Below are 17805 nucleotides of genomic sequence, written 5' to 3'. Positions count from 1 at the left end.
GCGAGAAGGCGGCCCGCGTCGGCGAGCTCGACGAGGAGATGGTCTACGAGTCGCGCGTCGGCGACGTGTTCGCGCTCGGCGCCACCAGCTGGCGCATCGAAGACATCACGCACGACCGCGTGCTCGTGTCGCCCGCCTTCGGTCAGCCGGGCAAGGTTCCGTTCTGGAAAGGCGACGGCCTGGGCAGGCCCGCCGAGCTGGGCCGGGCGATCGGGGCGTTTACGCGGGAGGTGTCGACCGACGAGGTTTCGACGGGCTCAACCCGCGTGAAGGAGCGCATGGAGGCGGCCGGCCTCGACGAATTCGCCGCCAACAACCTCATCGCGTTCGTCGCCGACCAGAAGCAGTCGACCGGGCACGTGCCGACCGATAAGACGCTGGTCGTCGAGCGGTTCCGCGACGAGCTCGGCGACTGGCGCGTCATCCTGCACTCCCCCTACGGCATGCCGGTGCACGCGCCGTGGGCCCTCGCCGTGAGCGCCCGAGTGCGCGACAGGATGGGCATGGATGGCGCGGCCATGGCGAGCGACGACGGCGTCGTCGTGCGCATCCCCGATACCGACGCGGAGCCGCCCGGCGCCGAGCTCTTCGTCTTCGAACCCGGCGAGCTGCAGGACATCGTGACCGAAGAGGTGGGCGGCTCGGCCCTGTTCGCGTCACGCTTCCGAGAGTGTGCGGCCCGCGCCCTGCTGCTGCCGCGCTACAACCCCGGCAAGCGCAGCCCGCTCTGGCAGCAGCGCCAGCGGGCGTCGCAGCTGCTCGATGTGGCGCGCAAGTTCCCGAGTTTCCCGATCGTTCTCGAGACCGTGCGCGAGGTTCTGCAAGACGTCTACGACCTGCCCGCGCTCGTGGGGGTCGCCGGCGAGATCGAGAGCCGCAGCATCCGAATCGTCGAGACCGAGACGGATGTTCCGTCGCCGTTCGCGAGGTCGCTGCTGTTCGGATACGTGGCCGCGTTCATGTACGAGGGCGACTCGCCCCTCGCCGAGCGACGCGCCGCCGCGCTGTCGCTCGACTCGACGCTGCTCGCCGAACTGCTCGGTCGCGCGGAGCTGCGCGAACTGCTCGACGCCGGCGTCATCGAACAGACCGAGCTCGAGCTGCAGCGCCTCGCCGCCGACCGCCGGGCGAAAGACGCCGAGGGCATCGTCGACGTGCTGCGGCTGCTCGGGCCGCTGTCGACGGAAGAGATCGTGGAGCGCAGCTGGTTGAGTAGGAACGCCAGCGACGTACCTGCACTGAGTAGGTCGCTCAGCGACCATATCGAAGTGTCGAAACCCGACGACGAGGTTTCGATACGCTCGCTGAGCGAGCTACTCAACCAGCTCGCGCGCGACAACCGCGTGCTGCGGGTGACGATCGCCGGCACCGAACGCTGGGCCGGCATCGAAGACGCCGCCCGCCTGCGCGACTCGCTCGGCGTCCCCCTGCCGATCGGCGTGCCCGCCGCGTTCATCGAGCCCGTCGCCGACCCGCTGGGCGACCTGATCGGCCGCTTCGCCCGCACCCACGGTCCGTTCACCGTCGCCGACGCCGCGTCTCGCTTCGGTCTCGGCGTCGCCGTCGTGCTCGACACGCTGCGTCGCCTCGCGAGCGAGCGCCGGGTGATGGAGGGCGAGTTCCGTCCGGGCGCGGCCGGCAGCGAGTGGTGCGACGTCGAGGTGCTGCGGCGCCTGCGCAGCCGTTCGCTCGCGGCCCTGCGGCACGAGGTCGAGCCGGTCGATGCGCCCACCCTCGGCCGCTTCCTGCCGGCGTGGCAACACGTCGGCAGCAACCTCACCGGAATCGACGGCCTCGTGCAGGTCATCGACCAGCTCTCCGGCGTCGCGCTGCCCGCCTCGGCATGGGAAACCCTCGTGCTGCCCGCGCGGCTGCGCAACTACTCCTCCGCCTGGCTCGACGAACTGACTCTCACCGGCGAGGTCGTCTGGTCGGGCCGGGGCTCACTGCCGGGCAGTGACGGATGGGTCAGCCTGCACCTCGCCGAGACCGCGCCGCTCACGCTCGCCGAGCCGAGCGGCGACGAGACCACCGAGCTGCAGCGCTCCATCCTGGCCAGCCTCGCCGGCGGCGGGGCGTTCTTCTTCCGCCAGTTGTCGGGCGCGGTCGGCAGCATGGACGACAAGGAGCTCACGACCGCCCTGTGGGACCTGGTCTGGGCCGGGCTGGTAACCAACGACACGTTCTCGCCGCTGCGTTCCTACCTCGGCGGCAAGGCCGCCCCGAAGCGCGCTCCGTCACGGTCGCGGGCCTACCGCGGTCGCGCGCGGCCCAGCCTGCCGAGTCAGGCCGGCGCGCCGAACGTCGGCGGACGCTGGTCGCTGCTGCCGCTCGCCGAGGGCGACACCACGATCCGCGCCAAATCGATGGCCGAGCTGCTGCTCGAGCGGCACGGCGTGGTCACCCGCGGCGCCGTGGTGAGCGAGGGCATCCGTGGTGGGTTCAGCCTCGCCTACAAGGTGCTGAGCGGGTTCGAGGAGATCGGACGCGCCCGCCGAGGCTACTTCGTCGAGGGCCTCGGCGCCGCCCAGTTCGCGACCGGCGCCACGGTCGACCGGCTGCGCGCGTTCACGAGGGACGACGCCTCCAACGCGCCGCCGGCCGCCATCACGCTGGCCGCCACCGACCCCGCCCAGCCGTACGGCGCCGCCCTGCCCTGGCCGGCCGCCGACGCCGACGAACCCCGCGGGCACCGCCCCGGACGCAAGGCCGGCTCGCTCGTGGTGCTCGTCGACGGCGAACTGGCCGTCTACGTGGAACGCGGCGGCAAGACCGTGCTCACGTTCACCGGCGACGAGGAGGCGTTGGCCGCGGCATCCGCATCGCTTGCCTCGATCGTGCGCACCGGACTCGGCAAGCTGCGCATCGAACAGGTCGACGGCGTCTCGATCACGGGCACGCCGCTGGGCATCGCGCTGGGCGACGCCGGCTTCAGCGCTACCCCGCGCGGATTGTCGATGCGCGCCTGATGGAGCGCACCCGTGCCTGAGGGCGACACAGTCTGGCTCGCCGCCGACAACCTGAACAAGGCCATCGGCGGTCAGGTGCTCACCGCGTGCGACGTGCGCGTGCCCGCGTTCGCCACCGTCGACCTCACCGGCGAGACCGTGCACGACGTACAGAGCCGCGGCAAGCACCTGCTGCACCACGTGGGCGACATGACGATCCACACGCACCTCAAGATGGAGGGGTCGTGGCACCTGTACCGGCACGGCACCCCGTGGCGTCGGCCGGCGCACCAGGCCCGCATCATCCTGACCACCGCCGACTGGGTGACCGTCGGCTTCTCGCTCGGCATTACCGAGATCGTGCCAACCGCCGACGAAGACAACGTCGTCGGCTACCTCGGCCCCGACCTGCTCGGCTCGTTCGACGCCGGCCTGGCGATCGCGCGGCTCACCGCCGAGCCGTCGGTTCCCGCGTTCGTCGCGCTGCTCGACCAGCGCAATCTCGCCGGAATCGGCAACGTCTACGCCAACGAGCTGTGCTTCCTGCGCGGCATGCTCCCGACGCGTCCGATCGGTGAAGATCCGGATGTCGCGGCCACCGTCACCCTCGCGAAGAGGCTGCTCGTCGCCAACCGTGGTCGCGTCGACCGCTCGACGACGGGCGACCTGCGGTCGGGCCGCAACGCCTGGGTGTACGGGCGCGCGGGCAAGCCGTGCCTGCGCTGCGGCACCCGCATCCGCCGCGGAAAACTCGGGGCGACCGTGCTCACCGAGCGCGACACCTTCTGGTGCCCGCGCTGCCAGACGTAGGACGCTCTGGGGTAGCTTCTGCGCAACCCTGGGACGTCTGCGCACCGGCGCGCACCCGCACGTGACCCGAGAGTGCGCAAACACCTTCGCGCGCCGCCCGCGAACGCGAAAGGGCCGCCCCTTTCGGGACGGCCCTCTCGATGAAACCGTTTACGCCGGGATGCTCGCCAGCACCTCGTCGAGGGCCGCGGTGGCTTCCTCTTCGGTGCTCTGGCGCGCGAGCGCGAGCTCGGAGACGAGAATCTGGCGGGCCTTGAGCAGCATGCGCTTCTCGCCGGCCGACACGCCCTTGTCCTGGTCGCGGCGCCACAGGTCGCGAACGACCTCGCTCACGCTGTAGACGCTTCCACTGCCCATCTTCTCGGTGTTGGCCTTGAAGCGGCGCGACCAGTTGCCCGGCTCCTCGACCCACTCGCTGCGCAGCACGTCGAACACGGCCTCGACACCCGCGGCGTCGATGACGTCGCGCACGCCGATCAGCTCGACGTTCTCCTGCGGGAGGTCGATCATCAGGTCGCTGGCGTGCACGTTCAACGTCAGGTAGGTCTTGTCGACGCCCTTGACGGTGCGCGTCTTGACGGCGGTGATGGTGGCTGCTCCGTGGTGCGGGTAGACGACGGTTTCCCCTACTTCGAAAATCATTTGGGCTGCCTCTAATCGTTTGTTGTTGTCGGTGACCGTGGCCGTGTTGTAGCGCGGCGGCTGGTCGCCGTTGTTGGAAGATCGGGTCTTTCGCGCGGCTACATTGCGGCGCATCCTCTGGCTCGCTGAGGAAGGGGTACCAATTCTACCACTCGGCGGGCGCTCTCAACCTGAGTGCGTTATAAGGGCCTCCCCGGCGGGACATTGCACGCCGCACAGCCGCTCGAGCATCACAGGCTAGCGTGGTGAGCATGGTTACCATCGACCCGTCCGCCGTTCTCTGGTCTGCCCCGGAACGGGAACGCGCCGGCCGGCCGCTGCTCGTTCTGCTGCACGGCTTCGGCTCGCACGAGGGCGACCTCTTCGGCCTGTCTCCCCAGCTGCCCCTCGGGCCCGTGATCGCCTCGGTGCGCGCTCCCCTCACGATCGGCCAGGGCAGCTACGCCTGGGCGCCGCTCACGCGACAGGCGGATGCCGCGACGGTCGCCGACGGGGCCGACGAGGTCGCGGTCGCACTTCTCGAATGGCTCGCCACCACAGAGTCCACGTCGGTGGGGCTGCTCGGCTTCTCGCAGGGCGGCGCGATCGCGATGCAGCTGCTGCGCAACGCGCCCGAGCGGTTCGCGTTCGCCGTGAACCTGAGCGGTTTCGCCGTGCTCGACGACAATGCGGGCGACGCCGAGCTGGCGCGGGTCAGGCCACCTGTCTTCTGGGGCCGCGGCACCGCCGACGAGGTGATCACGCCCGACAAGATCGCCTACACGCAGCAGTGGCTGCCCGAGCACTCCGCACTCACCGAGCGCATCTACGAGGATCTACCCCACTCGATCTCCCGTCCCGAGCTCGACGACGTGAACGCCTTCATCCGCTCGGTGTGGAGCTAACGGCGCCGCTGCGCTCCGACCGCGTAGACGAAGAGGATCCCGATCGCGGTCGCGACGCCGAGCGCGATCGAGACGGGCGAGAGGATCTGCAGGATCTGCAGCCCGACGTAGTCGATCGTGGAGGCGGCGTCGGTTCCGAGGAACGGCTCGCGCGCGGCCTGGATGCCCCACACCCCTGCCGCCACGAGGGCGACGCTCACCACGCCGAGGGTTATCAGGAACGGGTTGCGGCGCGGCTGGTCGTCGTGAGCCGCGGCATCCGCCTGCCCTGAATCCACGGCGAGGGGGTCCGTGTGCGCCGGGGGCAGCCCGATGGCGGGCGCCGAGTCGTACGGCTGGCCAGGGGCGGCGGTCGGTTCGGGCGGACGAACCGGGGTCGCGCGCCGCACGTCGCGCTGCACCACGCGCGGTGTTTCCGGTGAGCTCGACGCGTCGAATCCGCGCTGGAAGGCCGGATCGAATCTGGGATCGAAGTCGTCGTCGGATCGTGCGGTCATGGTCGTCCCCTCGGGTGAGGGTTCGAGCGTATCTCGCGACGTGGCTCGCGGCATCGGGATTCCGGGAGAAGGGGCGGATGACGCGTCAGACAGCCAATGGCTCGGTGGGCGGCTGCGGGCGCGCCGAACGCACGGCGCCGATACTCGCCACGATCACGAGGCCGATCGCGACGGCGCCGACCACGGTGAAGCGCTGGTCGAGGATGACGAGCCCGGCGAGCGTGGCGATGGCCGGCGCGAGCGACATGAGAATCGCGAACGTGGCCGCCGGCAGTCGCCGCAGGGCAAGCAGCTCGAAGGCGTAGGGCAGCGTCGACGACAGCAACGCCACGGCCGCTCCGAGCAGCAGGATCTGCGGCTCGAAGAGCGCCGCACCCGTCACGGTAATGCCGAACGGGAGGGTGATCAGCGCGCCGACGCTCATGGCGAGGGCGAGTCCGTCGAAGCGCGGGAAGTGCTGGCCCGTTCGGGCGGAGAGCAGGATGTAGCCCGCCCACGTGGCGCCGGCGCCGAACGCGAACAGCACGCCGAGCGGGTCGAGGTGGCCGAAACTGCCCTGCCCGAGCAGTGCCACCCCGGCGAGGGCGATGACGGCCCACACCCAGCGGGAGCGTTTGCGGCTGGTGAACACCGAGACGGCGAGCGGGCCGAGCACCTCGATCGTCACGGCGGCGCCGAGCGGGATGCGGTCGAGCGCCTCGTAGAAGAGAAAGTTCATCGCGGCGATGGCGATGCCGAAGGCGACGACAGTGGTCCAACTGCCGCGGCTGTAGCCGCGGAGGGTGGGCCGGCTGATGGCGAGCAGGATGAGTGCCGAGAAACCGAGCCGCAGCGACACCACGCCGAGCGCTCCGATGGCCGGGAAGAGCAACACGGCGAATGAGGCGCCCACCTCTTGCAGGGTGAGGCCGGCGACGACGAGCCCGACCGACCCGAGGGGGAGCGCCGAGCGCGTGATTGCCATACCGCAACCGTATTCGTTCGCGGCGGCCTCTCAGTCCGTCAGTGGAGAGCACCGACGACCAGCGACACGGCGAGCGCCACCATCACCACGGCGATGATCGCGTCGAGCACGCGCCAGGCGGCGGGCTTTGCGAACACGGGCTGAAGGAGCCTGGCCCCGAAGCCCAGCGCGGTGAACCAGACGATGCTGCCGAGAACCGCTCCCGCGCCGAACCACCAGCGGCCGTCGCCGTGGGTGTTGGCGATCGACCCGAGCAGAACAACGGTGTCGAGGTACACGTGCGGGTTGAGCCAGGTGAGGGCCAGCGCGGTGCCGAGCGTCGCGGCGAGGCCGCTGCGCACGGCGGGGCCGTCGGCGGTGAGCACGGCGGGCCGAATGGCGCGACGCGCGGCGAGGATTCCGTAGGTCAGCAGGAATGCCGCGCCCGCGTACCGCACGACGGTGAGCACGAGGGGAGCCGACTGGATCACGGCGCCGGCGCCGGCGATGCCGAGGAGGATCAGCACGGCGTCGGAGATCGCGCACACCAGCACGACCGCGAGCACGTGCTCGCGGCGCAGGCCCTGACGCAGCACGAACGCGTTCTGCGCGCCGATGGCGACGATGAGCGAGAGGCCGAATCCGAGTCCGGCGAGAAGTGTGAGGAGCACGGATGCAACGGTAGGCCGGGTCGTGGCATCAGTCCAGCTACTGTTTCTTACGCTGCATTAGTGTGGCTAATCATGGAGTTCGATCTGGCCCACCTCCGCGCTCTCAGCGCCACCATCGCCGAGGGCAGCTTCGAGGCCGCCGCCCGTGCACTGCACGTGACCCCCTCCGCGGTGAGTCAGCGCATCAAGGCGCTGGAGTCGGCCGTGGGTGCCATACTCGTTCAGCGCACCAAACCGGTGCGGGTGACCGAGCGCGGCCAGGCGGTTCTGCGTTTCGCCCGGCAGGTCGACCTCCTCTCCGCCGACGCCCAGCACGAGCTGAGCGACGGGGCGGGCGACGGGCGCCCGGTGAATATTCCGATCGCGGTCAACGCCGACTCGCTCGCCACGTGGATCCTGCCCGCCCTCGCCGCGGCACCCAGCGCGCCGACGTTCGACATCCAGCTCGACGACCAGGAGCACACGACCGCCCTTCTGCGTTCCGGCGCCGTGATGGCGGCGGTCACCGCGGTCGCGCAGCCGATCCAGGGCTGCACCTCGACGCTGCTCGGAACCATGCGGTATCGGCCCCGCTGCAGCACGCACTTCGCCGCGACCTGGTTCGGCGAAGGGGCAACGCGCAGCGCCCTCGACCGCGCGCCGGTCGTCGTGTTCGATCGCAAGGACGATCTGCAGGATTCCTACCTGCGCCGGGCCGGTCGTCCGCTGCCGTCGCCGCCGCGGCACTTCGTGCCGTCGTCGACCGATTTCGTGCGGGCCGTGGAACTGGGGCTCGGTTGGGGAAACGTTCCCGATCTGCAGGACACCCCCGAGCTGGTCGCCTTCGACCTCGAGGCGGTGTTCGACGTGCCGCTCTACTGGCAACAGTGGCAGCTGCGCTCGGCGACGCTCGACAGCGTCGCATCCGCGGTGCGCGCCGCGGCGGCGCTGCACCTGCGCTGAGACGTGAACCCCCGGGCTTTCGCCTACGCTCATTCAGGCACCCCCGAACAGATTGAGCGCGTATGAGCACCCCCGATTTCACCTTCGAATCCGTCGAGTGGGACGACCCCCGCGCCGTCGAACTGCGCGCTGCGATGGATGCGGAAATGACCGTGCGCTACTACCGCCCCGAGCCCGAGCCCGCCGCGATCACGGCGAAACGGCAACTCGCCCTCGCCGTCGACCCGGCGCTCGTGACGGCCACGGTGCTCGTGCTCGACTCCGATGGAACACCCCTCGCCCACGCCGCGCTGAAACTGCTGCGGGGCGACTGGGAGGTGAAGCGCGTGATCGTCGTCGACGGCCAGCGCGGCCGCGGCATCGGGCGCGCCCTGATGAACCATCTCGAGCAGCTCGCCGCGGCGGGCGGCGCGACTCGCCTCATCCTGCAGACCGGCGACCGCCAGCCCGATGCCGTGGCGCTCTACGAGCGGGTGGGCTACACCCCTATCGCGACGTACGAGCCGTACATCGAGACGATCCCGGGTTCGCTCTGCTTCGAGAAGGTCATATCGCGTCGAACAGCGCCGGTAGCCGTCACGAGCAGAACGCCAGAGACAGTGCCGAACCCGTAATCGTCAGCGCCGGGGCCAGGTCGGTTCCGCCTCAGGAGGCCTTCTGTCCGGCGAGGTGGGCGTGGAGGACATCACGGACGGTGGTCCAGACGTGGGGGCCGTAGCGGTCGTTGTCGACGTGTCGCAACTGCGCCTGGCCGCTGAACATGCTGACGAAATACTGCATACCCTGCCAGGCCGGGAACGTCTCGTTCGGGTTCTTCGACAGCTTCCTGCCGATCTTGCTCATGGCCGAGAGCGTCCCGGTCGTGCCGGCCCACTGCAGCTTGAACGGGGTTCCGGTGAGCTCGGTCATCGTGAGGGCGACGTCCCGGGCTGAGACCTGTGCGCCGGCGACCTCGATGACGCGCGGAGCGTCATTGTCGAGCGCGGCGAGGGCGGTGACGCGGGCGGCGTCGTCTTTGGTGGTGAAGTCGAGAACCTGGTCGGCGGAGGACCAGAACAGCACCCGTCGACGGCCGAAGAGGATCATGGGCGCCTCGTCGGTGAGCAGGTCGGTGAACATGCCGTTGAGGATCGACGTCGCGTGCACCGGTGCGGCATCGACCTCGGCGGCGAACTCGCGTCGGAGTTCGAAGTTGCGGTTGCTGTCGGGGGCGATCTGGCGGTAGTCGGCGGAGTAGTCCGACGGGATGAAGCGGGGCACCCCGGCCGCGACGGTCGCTTTTAGTAGGGCGCGCTGGGCATCGACGATAACCGGGCGGATGCCGCTGACGGCCGATACGACGACGTCGACGCCGGAGACGGCGGCGGTCAGAGCTTTGTGGTCGGCGTAGGACGCGGTGACGATGTCGATGCGCTCGTCGTCGCCGAAGAGCGCCGCGGCGGTGGCGCTGCCAGGGCGGGTGAGCACTCGCAGCCGGACGTCGTGCTGGAGGAGTTCGCGGACGATGCGCTGGCCGAGGTCGCCGGTGGCTCCCGCGACGAGGATGGTGGTGGTCATGGGAGGTGTCTCATTCCGTTGAGGTCGAAGGGGTATGTCTGCGGGATCGGTCGGGGGAGGCGAGGGGCTGGTCTGGGTCGGCTCGGGCGTCGGCGATGCAGGATTCGACATTGCCGGCACCGAGCGCCACCCGGGCCAAGAGCCGGCGGAGCTGCGTCTGCTCGTCGTGGTTCAGGTGTCGCATGAGCACGCCCTCGACGTCACGGAGGGCGGCGCGCGCCGACTTCAGCAACGACCGGCCCGCGTCTGTCGGGTGTACCTGGCGGATTCGACGATCGGTCGGGTCGGGGCGCCGCTCGACGAAGCCACCGGCTTCGAGGGCGTCGATGACGTAGGTCATCTGGGTCTTGTCGATCCCGAGACGGTGAGCAAGCGCCAATTGCGACGACGGTTTTTCGGTAGTGATCGCCACCAGCACTTGATAACCCCGCGGCCCGCCCGGTACGTCGACGACCGCACCCGTCGCCGACCGCGAAAACCCCTGATACATCGCCGGAAGAGCCCAGCCGAGTTCAGTCTCGATCCCCCCGGCACCCCAATCGATCTCCGGCAGGGACTCAGTCGCGTTGGCGGTCGCAGAATCATCCATGCTCAAATGTTACGCCAAGAAGATCATCTTGCATAGGGATGATCTTGCGACGGTACGCTCGGATCGAGCCACCTGGAGAGAAGACCATGTCACGATCGACACCCGACTGGACCGAAAATGTGATCTGGTGGCACGTCTACCCGCTCGGCTTCGTCGGCGCGGACACCACCGGCGAGAACCGCGCCGCGACCCACAGCCTGCGTCAGCTCGAGTCGTGGCTCGACTACCTGCTCGCGCTGGGCGCGAACGGCCTGGCGCTCGGTCCGGTGTTCCAGTCGAGCACCCACGGATACGACACCATCGACTATTTCGAGGTAGACCCCCGCCTCGGCACCACGGCCGACCTGGAACACCTCATCGAGGCGGCTCACTCACGTGGCATCCGGGTCATGCTCGACGGCGTTTTCAACCACGTCGGACGCGAGTTCGCGCCGCTGCAAGCCGCACTGAGCGACCCGTCCGCGCCCGAGAACGCCCTGTTCCGGCACACCGACGCCGGCGAGCTCGCGGTCTTCGAGGGGCACGGCGCGCTCGTCGCCCTCGACCACGCGAACCCGGAGGTCGCCGCGTACGTCGGGTCCGTGATGCGCCACTGGCTCGAACGGGGCATCGACGCGTGGCGACTCGACGCCGCGTACTCGGTGCCGGTCGGCTTCTGGGCCTCGATTCTGCCGGCCGTGCGTGAAGAGTTTCCCGCCGTGTACGTGCTCGGCGAGGTGCTGCACGGTGACTACGCGGGCTTCGTTCGCGACGGGGGCCTCGACAGCGTCACCCAGTACGAGCTGTGGCAGGCGATCTGGCACTCGATCGCCGAGGCCAACTTCTTCGAGCTCGACTGGGCACTGCAGCGGCACAACGAATTTCTCGAGACGTTCGTTCCGTACACGTTCGTCGGCAACCACGACGTGACCCGCATCGCTACCCAGATCGCCGACGAACGGCACCGCGCGCACGCGCTGGTTTTGCTGTTGACGCTCGGCGGCACGCCCGCGGTCTACTACGGCGACGAGCGCGGCTTCGAGGCGGTCAAAGAGCAGCGGGTCGGCGGCGACGACGCGATCCGCCCGGCGTACCCGGACACTCCCGCCGAGCTCGCCGAGAATGACATCCTCTCGGTGCACCAGCAGCTCATCGGCATCCGCAGGCGGCACCCGTGGCTGCACGCCGCGACCAGCACGAGCATCGGCCTGAGCAACACGGGCTACGTGTTCGAGGTGACCGACGGCAGCGACCGCATCGTGGTCGCGCTGAACCTGGGCGACGACGCGCTCGCCCTCGATCCTGCCCACGCCGGACTGGAGTTGCTGGCGGGCGGCGCCGACGGGGCGTCGGTGCCCGCGCACGGCTGGGCGATCTTCGGCTGACCTCAGACCGCGGCCGACCCCACCGGTGCGGGCAGCTGGGAGGCGGTCGTCATGCGCGACGGCAGCACGAGCATGGCGAGCAGCGCGGTCGCGACCGAGCCGCCGACAACCATCACCGGAACGGCGAAATCGAGCCCGGCAACGAGGCCGCCGCCGAGCGTGCCCGCCGCGACACCGACACTCATCGCGCTCACAACCCAGGCGTTCGCTTCGGTGAGCGACCCCCGGCCGGTCACGTGCGCCACCGACTCGAAGATCTGGGCGAGGCTCGGCGGCAGCATAAAACCGGCGGCGACGGCGAGTGCGAGCCAGACCGCGGGCGGCAGGTCGGCCAGCGCGAGCGGCAGGTAGCCAGCGGCGAGCAGCAGTCCGCACACCGCGAGCAGGCGCTGCGGGGCACGCCTGAACGGACGCAGTGCCAGCGTCGTCGCTCCGACCAGTGCCCCGAAGGCGTTGGCGGCGAGCGCCCACCCGGCGAAGCCCTCGACTCCGTGACGCTCGCCGAACACGGTGACCGAGATGGTCAGCACCCCGACGGGAATGCCGACGCCGAAGGTAAAGGCGACGAGGCGGCGGAAACGCGCGCCTCGTATCGGGGACAGTCTCGGCGCATCCGAGGTCTCCGCCGCTCCCGCTGTGCGCGACACCCGGTTCAGCGCAAAGGCGATCGTGCCGACCAGACCCAGCGCGGCGGCGAACAGCACGTTGCCGGTGGCGCCGAAGGCCGAGATGCCGAGCACGGTGAGCAGCGGTCCGATGATGAAGATGAGTTCTTGGGCACCGGCGTCGAGGCTGAACGCGGCCTTGAGGGGGCGCCCCTCGGGCACGATGCGCGGCCAGAGCGACCGCAGCGACGGCTCGAGCGGCGGGGTGAACAGGCCGGCCAGGATGGCTCCGACGAGGGCGAGAACGGGGGCGTCGGCCGCGAAGACCGCGACCGCAGCGAATCCGAGCGAGCTGACCACGGCCGCAACGACGAGCACGACCGTCTGCCCGACCCGGTCGACGACGCGGCCGAGCACGGGTTGCCCCACCGCGCCCGCGACGATGTAGACGGCGGTCATCGTTCCGGCGAGCGCGTAGTCGCCGCCCTGCAGGCGCACGAGCTGCACGATCGCCAGGGCCGCCATCGCGCTCGGCAGTCGTCCGACGAGCGAGCTGGCCAGCAGGTAGACGGCGCTGGGGGTGCCGAGCACTACGCGGAGAGGGTTCACCCGTCCATTCTGTCGTCAGCGCGTCCGACGCAGCGACTCGGCGTGTTGTACGCACGCCACAGCGGCACAGCGGTCGCCAGCACGAACGCGCAGAACAGCGACTGGTTGATGAGGCCGAACAGGCCGAACCCCTCGATGGTCGCGAAGACCGTCCAGTTCACCGCGACGTCCGCGAGCATGATCGCCACCCCGAGCACGACGCCGACGCGCGACCTTCGCAGCAGCAAGACCACGGCTGCCGGATCGAGCAGCGTCAGCGAGACCCAGAACACCCGCGCGGCGTCGGGATAGCCGGCGTAGACCTCGACGCCGCCCACCACGAGGTCGGCGACATGCGTGGTCGTGCCGATGACGAAGCCGGCGATCCAGACGAACCGGATGACACGGAGGCCTCGGGAGAGTCGCTCGGTCACCCGGCCAGAGTAGACCCGCCGACCAGCTCAGTCGGCGATCGTGCCGATCGGCTCGCGCTTCTCGGCTTGGAACCGGTCTTCCGTGCGGCCGTAGGCCCAGTATCCCGAGAGAGAGAAGCGGTCGCGCGGCACACCGCGCTTAGCCAGCACGGCGCGCACGGCCTTCATCGACTCGCGCTCCCCGTGGGCGAACACCTGCACCGTGTCATCCGTCGGCCATTGCGCCTCATCGACCGCGGTCGCGAGCAGCGACGAGTCGCGATCGTGCCCTCGGTGGATCCAGTTGACAGTGACGCCGACCGGAGCCTCGAGCCGCAGCACGTCGTCGTCGTCCTCGACCTCGATGTGCACGATGCCGCGGGCGGTCGGCGAGAGGGCGGCGACGGCAGACGAGATCGCCGGCATCGCCGACTCGTCGCCGGCGATCACGTGCCAGCCCGTCTCGGGGTGGGGCGCATAGGCGCCGCCCACACCACCGAGCACGAGAGCGTCTCCTGGCCGGGCGTTCGCGGCCCACGGGCCCGCGACACCCTCTGTGCCGTGCACGACGAAGTCGACGGCGATCTCGCGCGTCTCGTAGTCGACCGAGCGGATCGTGTAGGTGCGCACGACCGGCCAGTCGGCCTGAGGCAGCGAATCGCGCAGCGCCGGGATGTCGTAGGGGGCGGCCAGACCGAGCTCGGGCTTGACGAAGATCAGCTTGCTGTACTTGTCGGTGAAGTCGTTCGGCGCGAGGTCGTCGAAGCCGGGTCCACCGGCGATCACGCGCACCATGCGCGGAGTGATCCACTCGGTGCGCACGACGGACAGGACGATCTGGGGCCAGGCTGGGCGCGCCGGGATCTGGGTGGTCACACTGGAGCCAATCACGGCGACCTGTGCGTTTATTCCACTCTGCCGGTTGAGTAAGGCCCTCCAGGGCCTGTGTCGAAACCTGTCGTCAGGTTTCGATACGTCGCTGGCGCTCCTACTCAACCAGCGCGAGCGTGATGCGGCCGTCCGTCACCGTCGCGGTGATCTGCGCGTAGTCGCGGATGCGGGGGAGGTCGCGCGCGACCTCCCCCGCCGCGTCGCCGACCACGATCACGCGCATACCGGCCGCGAGCCCGGATTCGATGCCGGCGTCGGCGTCTTCGAAGACGACCGTGTCGCTCGGGTCGGCGCCGAGGGCGGCTGCGGCTCTCAAATAGGGCTCCGGATGCGGCTTACCGCTCGTCACGTCTTCGGCACCGACGAGCACCGCCGGCATCGGAACGTCGACCGAGCGCATGCGCATGGCCGCCAGGTCGCGACCGGCGGACGTGACGAGCGCGATCGACTCGGGCGGGAGGCTGCGCACGAACGCGGGCGCACCCGACACGGCGACGACACCCTCGGTCGTGGCGAACTCGAACTCGGAGAGGTCTTTCTGCTGCGCGGCGACATCGACGCCCTCGGGGCCGAACCGCACGATGGAATCCTCCATGCGTCGCCCGTGCGACGAGGCGAGGATGTCGGCCAGGTCGAGGCCGAAGCGCTCGGCGAACCGGGCCCAGACGCGTTCGACGACCGCGGTGGAGTCGACGAGGGTGCCGTCCATGTCGAAGAGGATGGCACGGCAGTCGATCGTCGTGGTCATGGGTTCAAGTGTCCGCTCATACTGGCGTGGAGGCGCGCGCTGCGTTCGTCGAGGCCGCGCACCTCGACCGTCGAGCCCTCCGCACGGTACTTCTCCTCGATCGCGTCGAGGGCGGCGACGCTCGACGCGTCCCAGATGCGCGACTCGGTGAAGTCGATCACGACGCGCGTCGGGTCGGTCGTGAAACGGAAGTGGTCGGCGAGCTCGTTGCTCGACGCGAAGAAGAGCGCACCGCGCACGAGGTACTCGACGCTGGCGCCGTCGCCGGAGACGATGCGGGTCACCCCGAACGCGCGGGCCGCCCGCTGCAACAGCAGCAGCGCGGCCAGCACTGCGCCGACCCCGACGCCGATCGCAAGGTTGCTCGTGATGACGACGGTCGCCACGGTGACCACCATCACGATGGTTTCGGAACGCGGCATCCGCTTCACGACACTCGGCCGCACCGAGTGCCAGTCGACGGTGCGCACCGCGACCACCATCATGACGGCGGCGAGTGAGACCATCGGGATGACGGCCATCACGTTCGACAGCACCGCCACGAAGAGGAGGAGGAAGACGCCGGCGAACAGCGTCGACAGGCGGGTGCGGGCGCGTCCGATTTTCACGTTCACCACCGTCTGGCCGATCATCGCGCAGCCCGCGACGCCGCCCCAGAACCCGGCGAGAATGTTCGCGACGCCCAGTCCCCACGACTCGCGCGTCTTCGACGAGGGGCTGTCGGTCATGTCGTCGACCAGTTTCGCGGTGAGCAGCGTCTCGATCAGGCCGACGAACGCGACGGCGATGGCCGTGGGCGCGATCAGCAGCAGGGTTCCCAGGGTGAGCGGCACACCGAACGGCGTGATGCCGGGCAGCCCGCCGGTCACGTGCCCCTCGTCGCCGACGGTCGGCACCGTGATGCCCACGGCGACGGTGAGCGCGGTCACCGCGACGATCGCCACGAGCGGCGCCGGCACGTGCGTCGTGATCTTCGGGAACAGCCAGATGATCAGCAGCGTCAGCGCGAACAGCGGGTAGACCTGCCACGGCACGTCGATCAGGCTCGCGACCTGGGCGACGAAGATCAGAATGCCGAGCGCGTTGACGAAGCCGATCATCACCGAGCGGGGGATGTACCGCATCACCCGCGCGAGCCCGGTGACGCCGAACACGATCTGAATCACGCCCGCGAGAATCACCGTCGGCAGCAGGTACTCCACCCCCTCGGCGTGCACGAGCGGCGCGACGACGAGCGCCACCGAGCCGGCCGCGGCCGTGACCATTGCGCTGCGTCCGCCGAGAAACGACATGGTGATCGCGAGAACCGCGGATGCGACGAGCGCGTTCACGGGGTCGACCCCCGCGATTATCGCGAAGGAGATCACCTCGGGGATCAGCGCCAGCACCGTGACCGCCCCGGCGAGCGCCTCGGTGCCGACCAGGGCCGGATTGCGGAGGATCGCGCGCAGCGGGAGGCGGCCGCGAGCGTTGAGCTCGCGCGGGGTGATGGCGGTTCTGGGCACGGTTTACTGTAGGGCCGATAGCAGCTAACGGCCGCCTCCACCAGTAATTACGCCGCCGCCCGCCCGGGTGTACACATGCAGTACACCCGACCCGAGGACGCCCCGTGAGACCCGAAACCCGCGGAGACATCGACGACGCGCTCGTCATCAGCCGATTCGACGTGCTGTCGACCACCCCCGACCGGCTGGCGGGGCGCCTGCTCGAGGCGGTCGACGAACGGCGGCGGGTCGCGTTGTTCTTCGCCAACACCAACTTCGTGGTGCAGTGCCGCTTCCTGCTCGAGGCGCCCGGCGAGGTCGAGACGGTGATCGTCAACGACGGACTGGGCATGGATGTCGCGGCGATGCTGGTTCATCGCCGACGATTCGCGCACAACCTGAACGGAACCGACTTCACCCCGTTCCTGTTCGAGCGCGCCGGCAGACCGCTGCGAGTGTTCCTGCTCGGCGCACGTCCGGAGATCCTGGAGAGGGCGGTCGAGCACGCTCGCACGACGCTCGGCCAGAACGTCGTCGGCAGCAGCGACGGCTTCGAGGGCGCCGCGGATTCGGCCGCCCTCGGGAGACGCATCAACGCGGCGCGGCCCGACGTGGTGCTCGTCGCCATGGGCAACCCCCTGCAGGAGCGCTGGATCGTCGAGCACGCGCCGCACCTCGACGCGAGCCTGTTCATCGGCGTCGGAGCGCTCTTCGACTTCTGGGCGGGCGGCAAGAGCAGGGCGCCCGACGCCTTCCGACGCCTGCGCATCGAGTGGCTCTACCGGCTGGGCCTCGAGCCCCGACGCCTCGCGCGCCGTTACACGATCGACATCGCGGTCTTCCTGAGGCAGTGCCTGCGCGACCGCTGAGTCTTGACTGGCAATGACCGCCATCCGCGGGCCGCAATCGTAGGCTGGAAGGATGACGACTTCGCTGAGAAACGTCCTGACCGCGACATCCGCGGTCGCGATGATGGCTCTCCTCGCGGGGTGCGGCACCGACTATCCGCCGGCGACACCCAGCGAGTCGGGCACCGTCGACCCCGAGCCGCACGACACGGCGACCGCCATCGTCTCCGAGTATCTCGACGCCATCGCCCTGGGCAACCAGGGCGGCGCGTGGGCCCTGCTGTCGCCGGAGACGCAGGCGACCTACGACTCGTCGGCCGAGACCTACGCCGAGTACTCGCTCGACAACGAGACGGTGACCGCGGCCGACGCGAAACTGCT

Annotated in this window: 18 protein-coding genes and 1 pseudogene; 8 read left to right on the top strand and 11 right to left on the bottom strand. The window is 69.7% G+C overall.

The genetic code is table 11. The features are described 5' to 3' along the window. Nucleotides 1–2969, top strand: a pseudogene (locus ACLQ6X_RS08975) (ATP-dependent helicase); the annotation flags it as partial. A gap of 12 nt (nt 2970–2981) precedes the next feature. Next, the gene (locus tag ACLQ6X_RS08970; protein ID WP_411699827.1) at nt 2982–3758 is read left to right on the top strand and encodes a DNA-formamidopyrimidine glycosylase family protein; all 777 of its coding nucleotides are present in this window, start codon (nt 2982–2984) and stop codon (nt 3756–3758) included. A 150-nt stretch (nt 3759–3908) separates the two neighbouring features. Here the strand turns inward: ACLQ6X_RS08970 and ACLQ6X_RS08965 are convergent, their stop codons facing one another. Continuing rightward, the gene (locus ACLQ6X_RS08965; protein ID WP_188511323.1) at nt 3909–4400 is read right to left on the bottom strand and encodes a CarD family transcriptional regulator; all 492 of its coding nucleotides are present in this window, start codon (nt 4398–4400) and stop codon (nt 3909–3911) included. A 251-nt stretch (nt 4401–4651) separates the two neighbouring features. On the opposite strand from ACLQ6X_RS08965, the gene ACLQ6X_RS08960 reads away from it, so the two are divergent. Further along, a complete protein-coding gene (locus tag ACLQ6X_RS08960) occupies nt 4652–5284 on the top strand; it encodes an alpha/beta hydrolase (protein ID WP_411699826.1) in 633 nt (210 codons plus the stop codon). Here the strand turns inward: ACLQ6X_RS08960 and ACLQ6X_RS08955 are convergent. From ACLQ6X_RS08955 to ACLQ6X_RS08945, 3 genes are all read right to left on the bottom strand, one after another. Further along, nucleotides 5281–5781 carry a hypothetical protein gene (locus tag ACLQ6X_RS08955; protein WP_411699825.1) on the bottom strand — a complete coding sequence of 167 codons (501 nt, stop codon included), beginning with the start codon at nt 5779–5781 and terminating at the stop codon, nt 5281–5283. The two genes, ACLQ6X_RS08960 and ACLQ6X_RS08955, sit on opposite strands and share 4 nt — an antisense overlap. Nucleotides 5782–5866: 85 nt before the next feature. After that, nucleotides 5867–6745 carry an EamA family transporter gene (locus ACLQ6X_RS08950; protein ID WP_411699824.1) on the bottom strand — a complete coding sequence of 293 codons (879 nt, stop codon included), beginning with the start codon at nt 6743–6745 and terminating at the stop codon, nt 5867–5869. Between the two features lie 38 nt (nt 6746–6783). Then, on the bottom strand, nt 6784–7395 hold the full coding sequence (locus tag ACLQ6X_RS08945; RefSeq protein WP_411699823.1) for a LysE/ArgO family amino acid transporter: 612 nt from the start codon (nt 7393–7395) through the stop codon (nt 6784–6786). Nucleotides 7396–7467: 72 nt separating this feature from the next. On the opposite strand from ACLQ6X_RS08945, the gene ACLQ6X_RS08940 reads away from it, so the two are divergent. Both ACLQ6X_RS08940 and ACLQ6X_RS08935 read left to right on the top strand, forming a co-directional pair. Beyond that, the gene (locus tag ACLQ6X_RS08940) at nt 7468–8337 is read left to right on the top strand and encodes a LysR family transcriptional regulator ArgP (RefSeq protein ID WP_411699822.1); all 870 of its coding nucleotides are present in this window, start codon (nt 7468–7470) and stop codon (nt 8335–8337) included. 62 nt (nt 8338–8399) lie between these two features. Next, a complete protein-coding gene (locus tag ACLQ6X_RS08935; protein WP_411699821.1) occupies nt 8400–8951 on the top strand; it encodes a GNAT family N-acetyltransferase in 552 nt (183 codons plus the stop codon). Between the two features lie 31 nt (nt 8952–8982). Here the strand turns inward: ACLQ6X_RS08935 and ACLQ6X_RS08930 are convergent, their stop codons facing one another. Then, nucleotides 8983–9894 carry an NmrA family NAD(P)-binding protein gene (locus ACLQ6X_RS08930; protein ID WP_411699820.1) on the bottom strand — a complete coding sequence of 304 codons (912 nt, stop codon included), beginning with the start codon at nt 9892–9894 and terminating at the stop codon, nt 8983–8985. Nucleotides 9895–9904: 10 nt separating this feature from the next. After that, nucleotides 9905–10483: a MarR family winged helix-turn-helix transcriptional regulator gene (locus tag ACLQ6X_RS08925; protein WP_411699819.1), complete on the bottom strand. Its 579-nt coding sequence runs from the start codon at nt 10481–10483 to the stop codon at nt 9905–9907. Between the two features lie 86 nt (nt 10484–10569). Between ACLQ6X_RS08925 and ACLQ6X_RS08920 the strand changes: the two genes are divergently transcribed. Then, nucleotides 10570–11847: an alpha-amylase family glycosyl hydrolase gene (locus tag ACLQ6X_RS08920; protein WP_411699818.1), complete on the top strand. Its 1278-nt coding sequence runs from the start codon at nt 10570–10572 to the stop codon at nt 11845–11847. A gap of 2 nt (nt 11848–11849) precedes the next feature. Here ACLQ6X_RS08920 and ACLQ6X_RS08915 read toward each other — a convergent pair whose 3' ends face one another. From ACLQ6X_RS08915 to ACLQ6X_RS08895, 5 genes are all read right to left on the bottom strand, one after another. After that, a complete protein-coding gene (locus ACLQ6X_RS08915) occupies nt 11850–13061 on the bottom strand; it encodes an MFS transporter (protein WP_411699817.1) in 1212 nt (403 codons plus the stop codon). Then, nucleotides 13058–13474, bottom strand: a complete 417-nt coding sequence (locus ACLQ6X_RS08910) for a hypothetical protein (protein ID WP_411699816.1) — start codon at nt 13472–13474, stop codon at nt 13058–13060. The genes ACLQ6X_RS08915 and ACLQ6X_RS08910 overlap by 4 nt, the downstream gene beginning before the upstream one ends. A 27-nt stretch (nt 13475–13501) precedes the next feature. Then, entirely contained in the window at nt 13502–14329 is an 828-nt protein-coding gene (locus tag ACLQ6X_RS08905) for a siderophore-interacting protein (protein ID WP_411699815.1), read from the bottom strand. A 112-nt stretch (nt 14330–14441) separates the two neighbouring features. Next, complete coding sequence (locus tag ACLQ6X_RS08900) at nt 14442–15092, bottom strand: HAD-IA family hydrolase (protein ID WP_411699814.1); 651 nt, start codon at nt 15090–15092, stop codon at nt 14442–14444. Then, nucleotides 15089–16597 (bottom strand): SulP family inorganic anion transporter, encoded by a 1509-nt coding sequence (locus tag ACLQ6X_RS08895; RefSeq protein WP_411699813.1) that lies wholly within the window; start codon nt 16595–16597, stop codon nt 15089–15091. Before ACLQ6X_RS08895 ends, ACLQ6X_RS08900 begins: the two co-directional genes overlap by 4 nt. Nucleotides 16598–16701: 104 nt before the next feature. Here ACLQ6X_RS08895 and ACLQ6X_RS08890 point away from each other — a divergent pair, with 104 nt between their 5' ends. Next, nucleotides 16702–17445 carry a WecB/TagA/CpsF family glycosyltransferase gene (locus ACLQ6X_RS08890; RefSeq protein WP_411699812.1) on the top strand — a complete coding sequence of 248 codons (744 nt, stop codon included), beginning with the start codon at nt 16702–16704 and terminating at the stop codon, nt 17443–17445. A gap of 52 nt (nt 17446–17497) precedes the next feature. Further along, a partial coding sequence (locus ACLQ6X_RS08885; RefSeq protein ID WP_411699811.1) for a hypothetical protein occupies nt 17498–17805 on the top strand: 308 nt, incomplete at its 3' end.

The sequence above is a fragment of the Conyzicola sp. genome (assembly GCF_046714715.1).
Classification (GTDB): Bacteria; Actinomycetota; Actinomycetes; order Actinomycetales; family Microbacteriaceae; genus Conyzicola.
This window is presented reverse-complemented; position numbering and strand designations above follow the sequence as displayed.

Excerpts from the sequence above, each read along its gene's own strand:
- ACLQ6X_RS08930 (WP_411699820.1), bottom strand. The coding sequence starts at position 9,894 with ATGACCACCACCATCCTCGTCGCGGGAGCCACCGGCGACCTCGGCCAG.
- ACLQ6X_RS08935 (WP_411699821.1), top strand. The coding sequence starts at position 8,400 with ATGAGCACCCCCGATTTCACCTTCGAATCCGTCGAGTGGGACGACCCC.
- ACLQ6X_RS08955 (WP_411699825.1), bottom strand. The coding sequence starts at position 5,781 with ATGACCGCACGATCCGACGACGACTTCGATCCCAGATTCGATCCGGCC.
- ACLQ6X_RS08960 (WP_411699826.1), top strand. The coding sequence starts at position 4,652 with ATGGTTACCATCGACCCGTCCGCCGTTCTCTGGTCTGCCCCGGAACGG.
- ACLQ6X_RS08900 (WP_411699814.1), bottom strand. The coding sequence starts at position 15,092 with ATGACCACGACGATCGACTGCCGTGCCATCCTCTTCGACATGGACGGC.
- ACLQ6X_RS08925 (WP_411699819.1), bottom strand. The coding sequence starts at position 10,483 with ATGGATGATTCTGCGACCGCCAACGCGACTGAGTCCCTGCCGGAGATC.
- ACLQ6X_RS08920 (WP_411699818.1), top strand. The coding sequence starts at position 10,570 with ATGTCACGATCGACACCCGACTGGACCGAAAATGTGATCTGGTGGCAC.
- ACLQ6X_RS08965 (WP_188511323.1), bottom strand. The coding sequence starts at position 4,400 with ATGATTTTCGAAGTAGGGGAAACCGTCGTCTACCCGCACCACGGAGCA.
- ACLQ6X_RS08940 (WP_411699822.1), top strand. The coding sequence starts at position 7,468 with ATGGAGTTCGATCTGGCCCACCTCCGCGCTCTCAGCGCCACCATCGCC.
- ACLQ6X_RS08950 (WP_411699824.1), bottom strand. The coding sequence starts at position 6,745 with ATGGCAATCACGCGCTCGGCGCTCCCCCTCGGGTCGGTCGGGCTCGTC.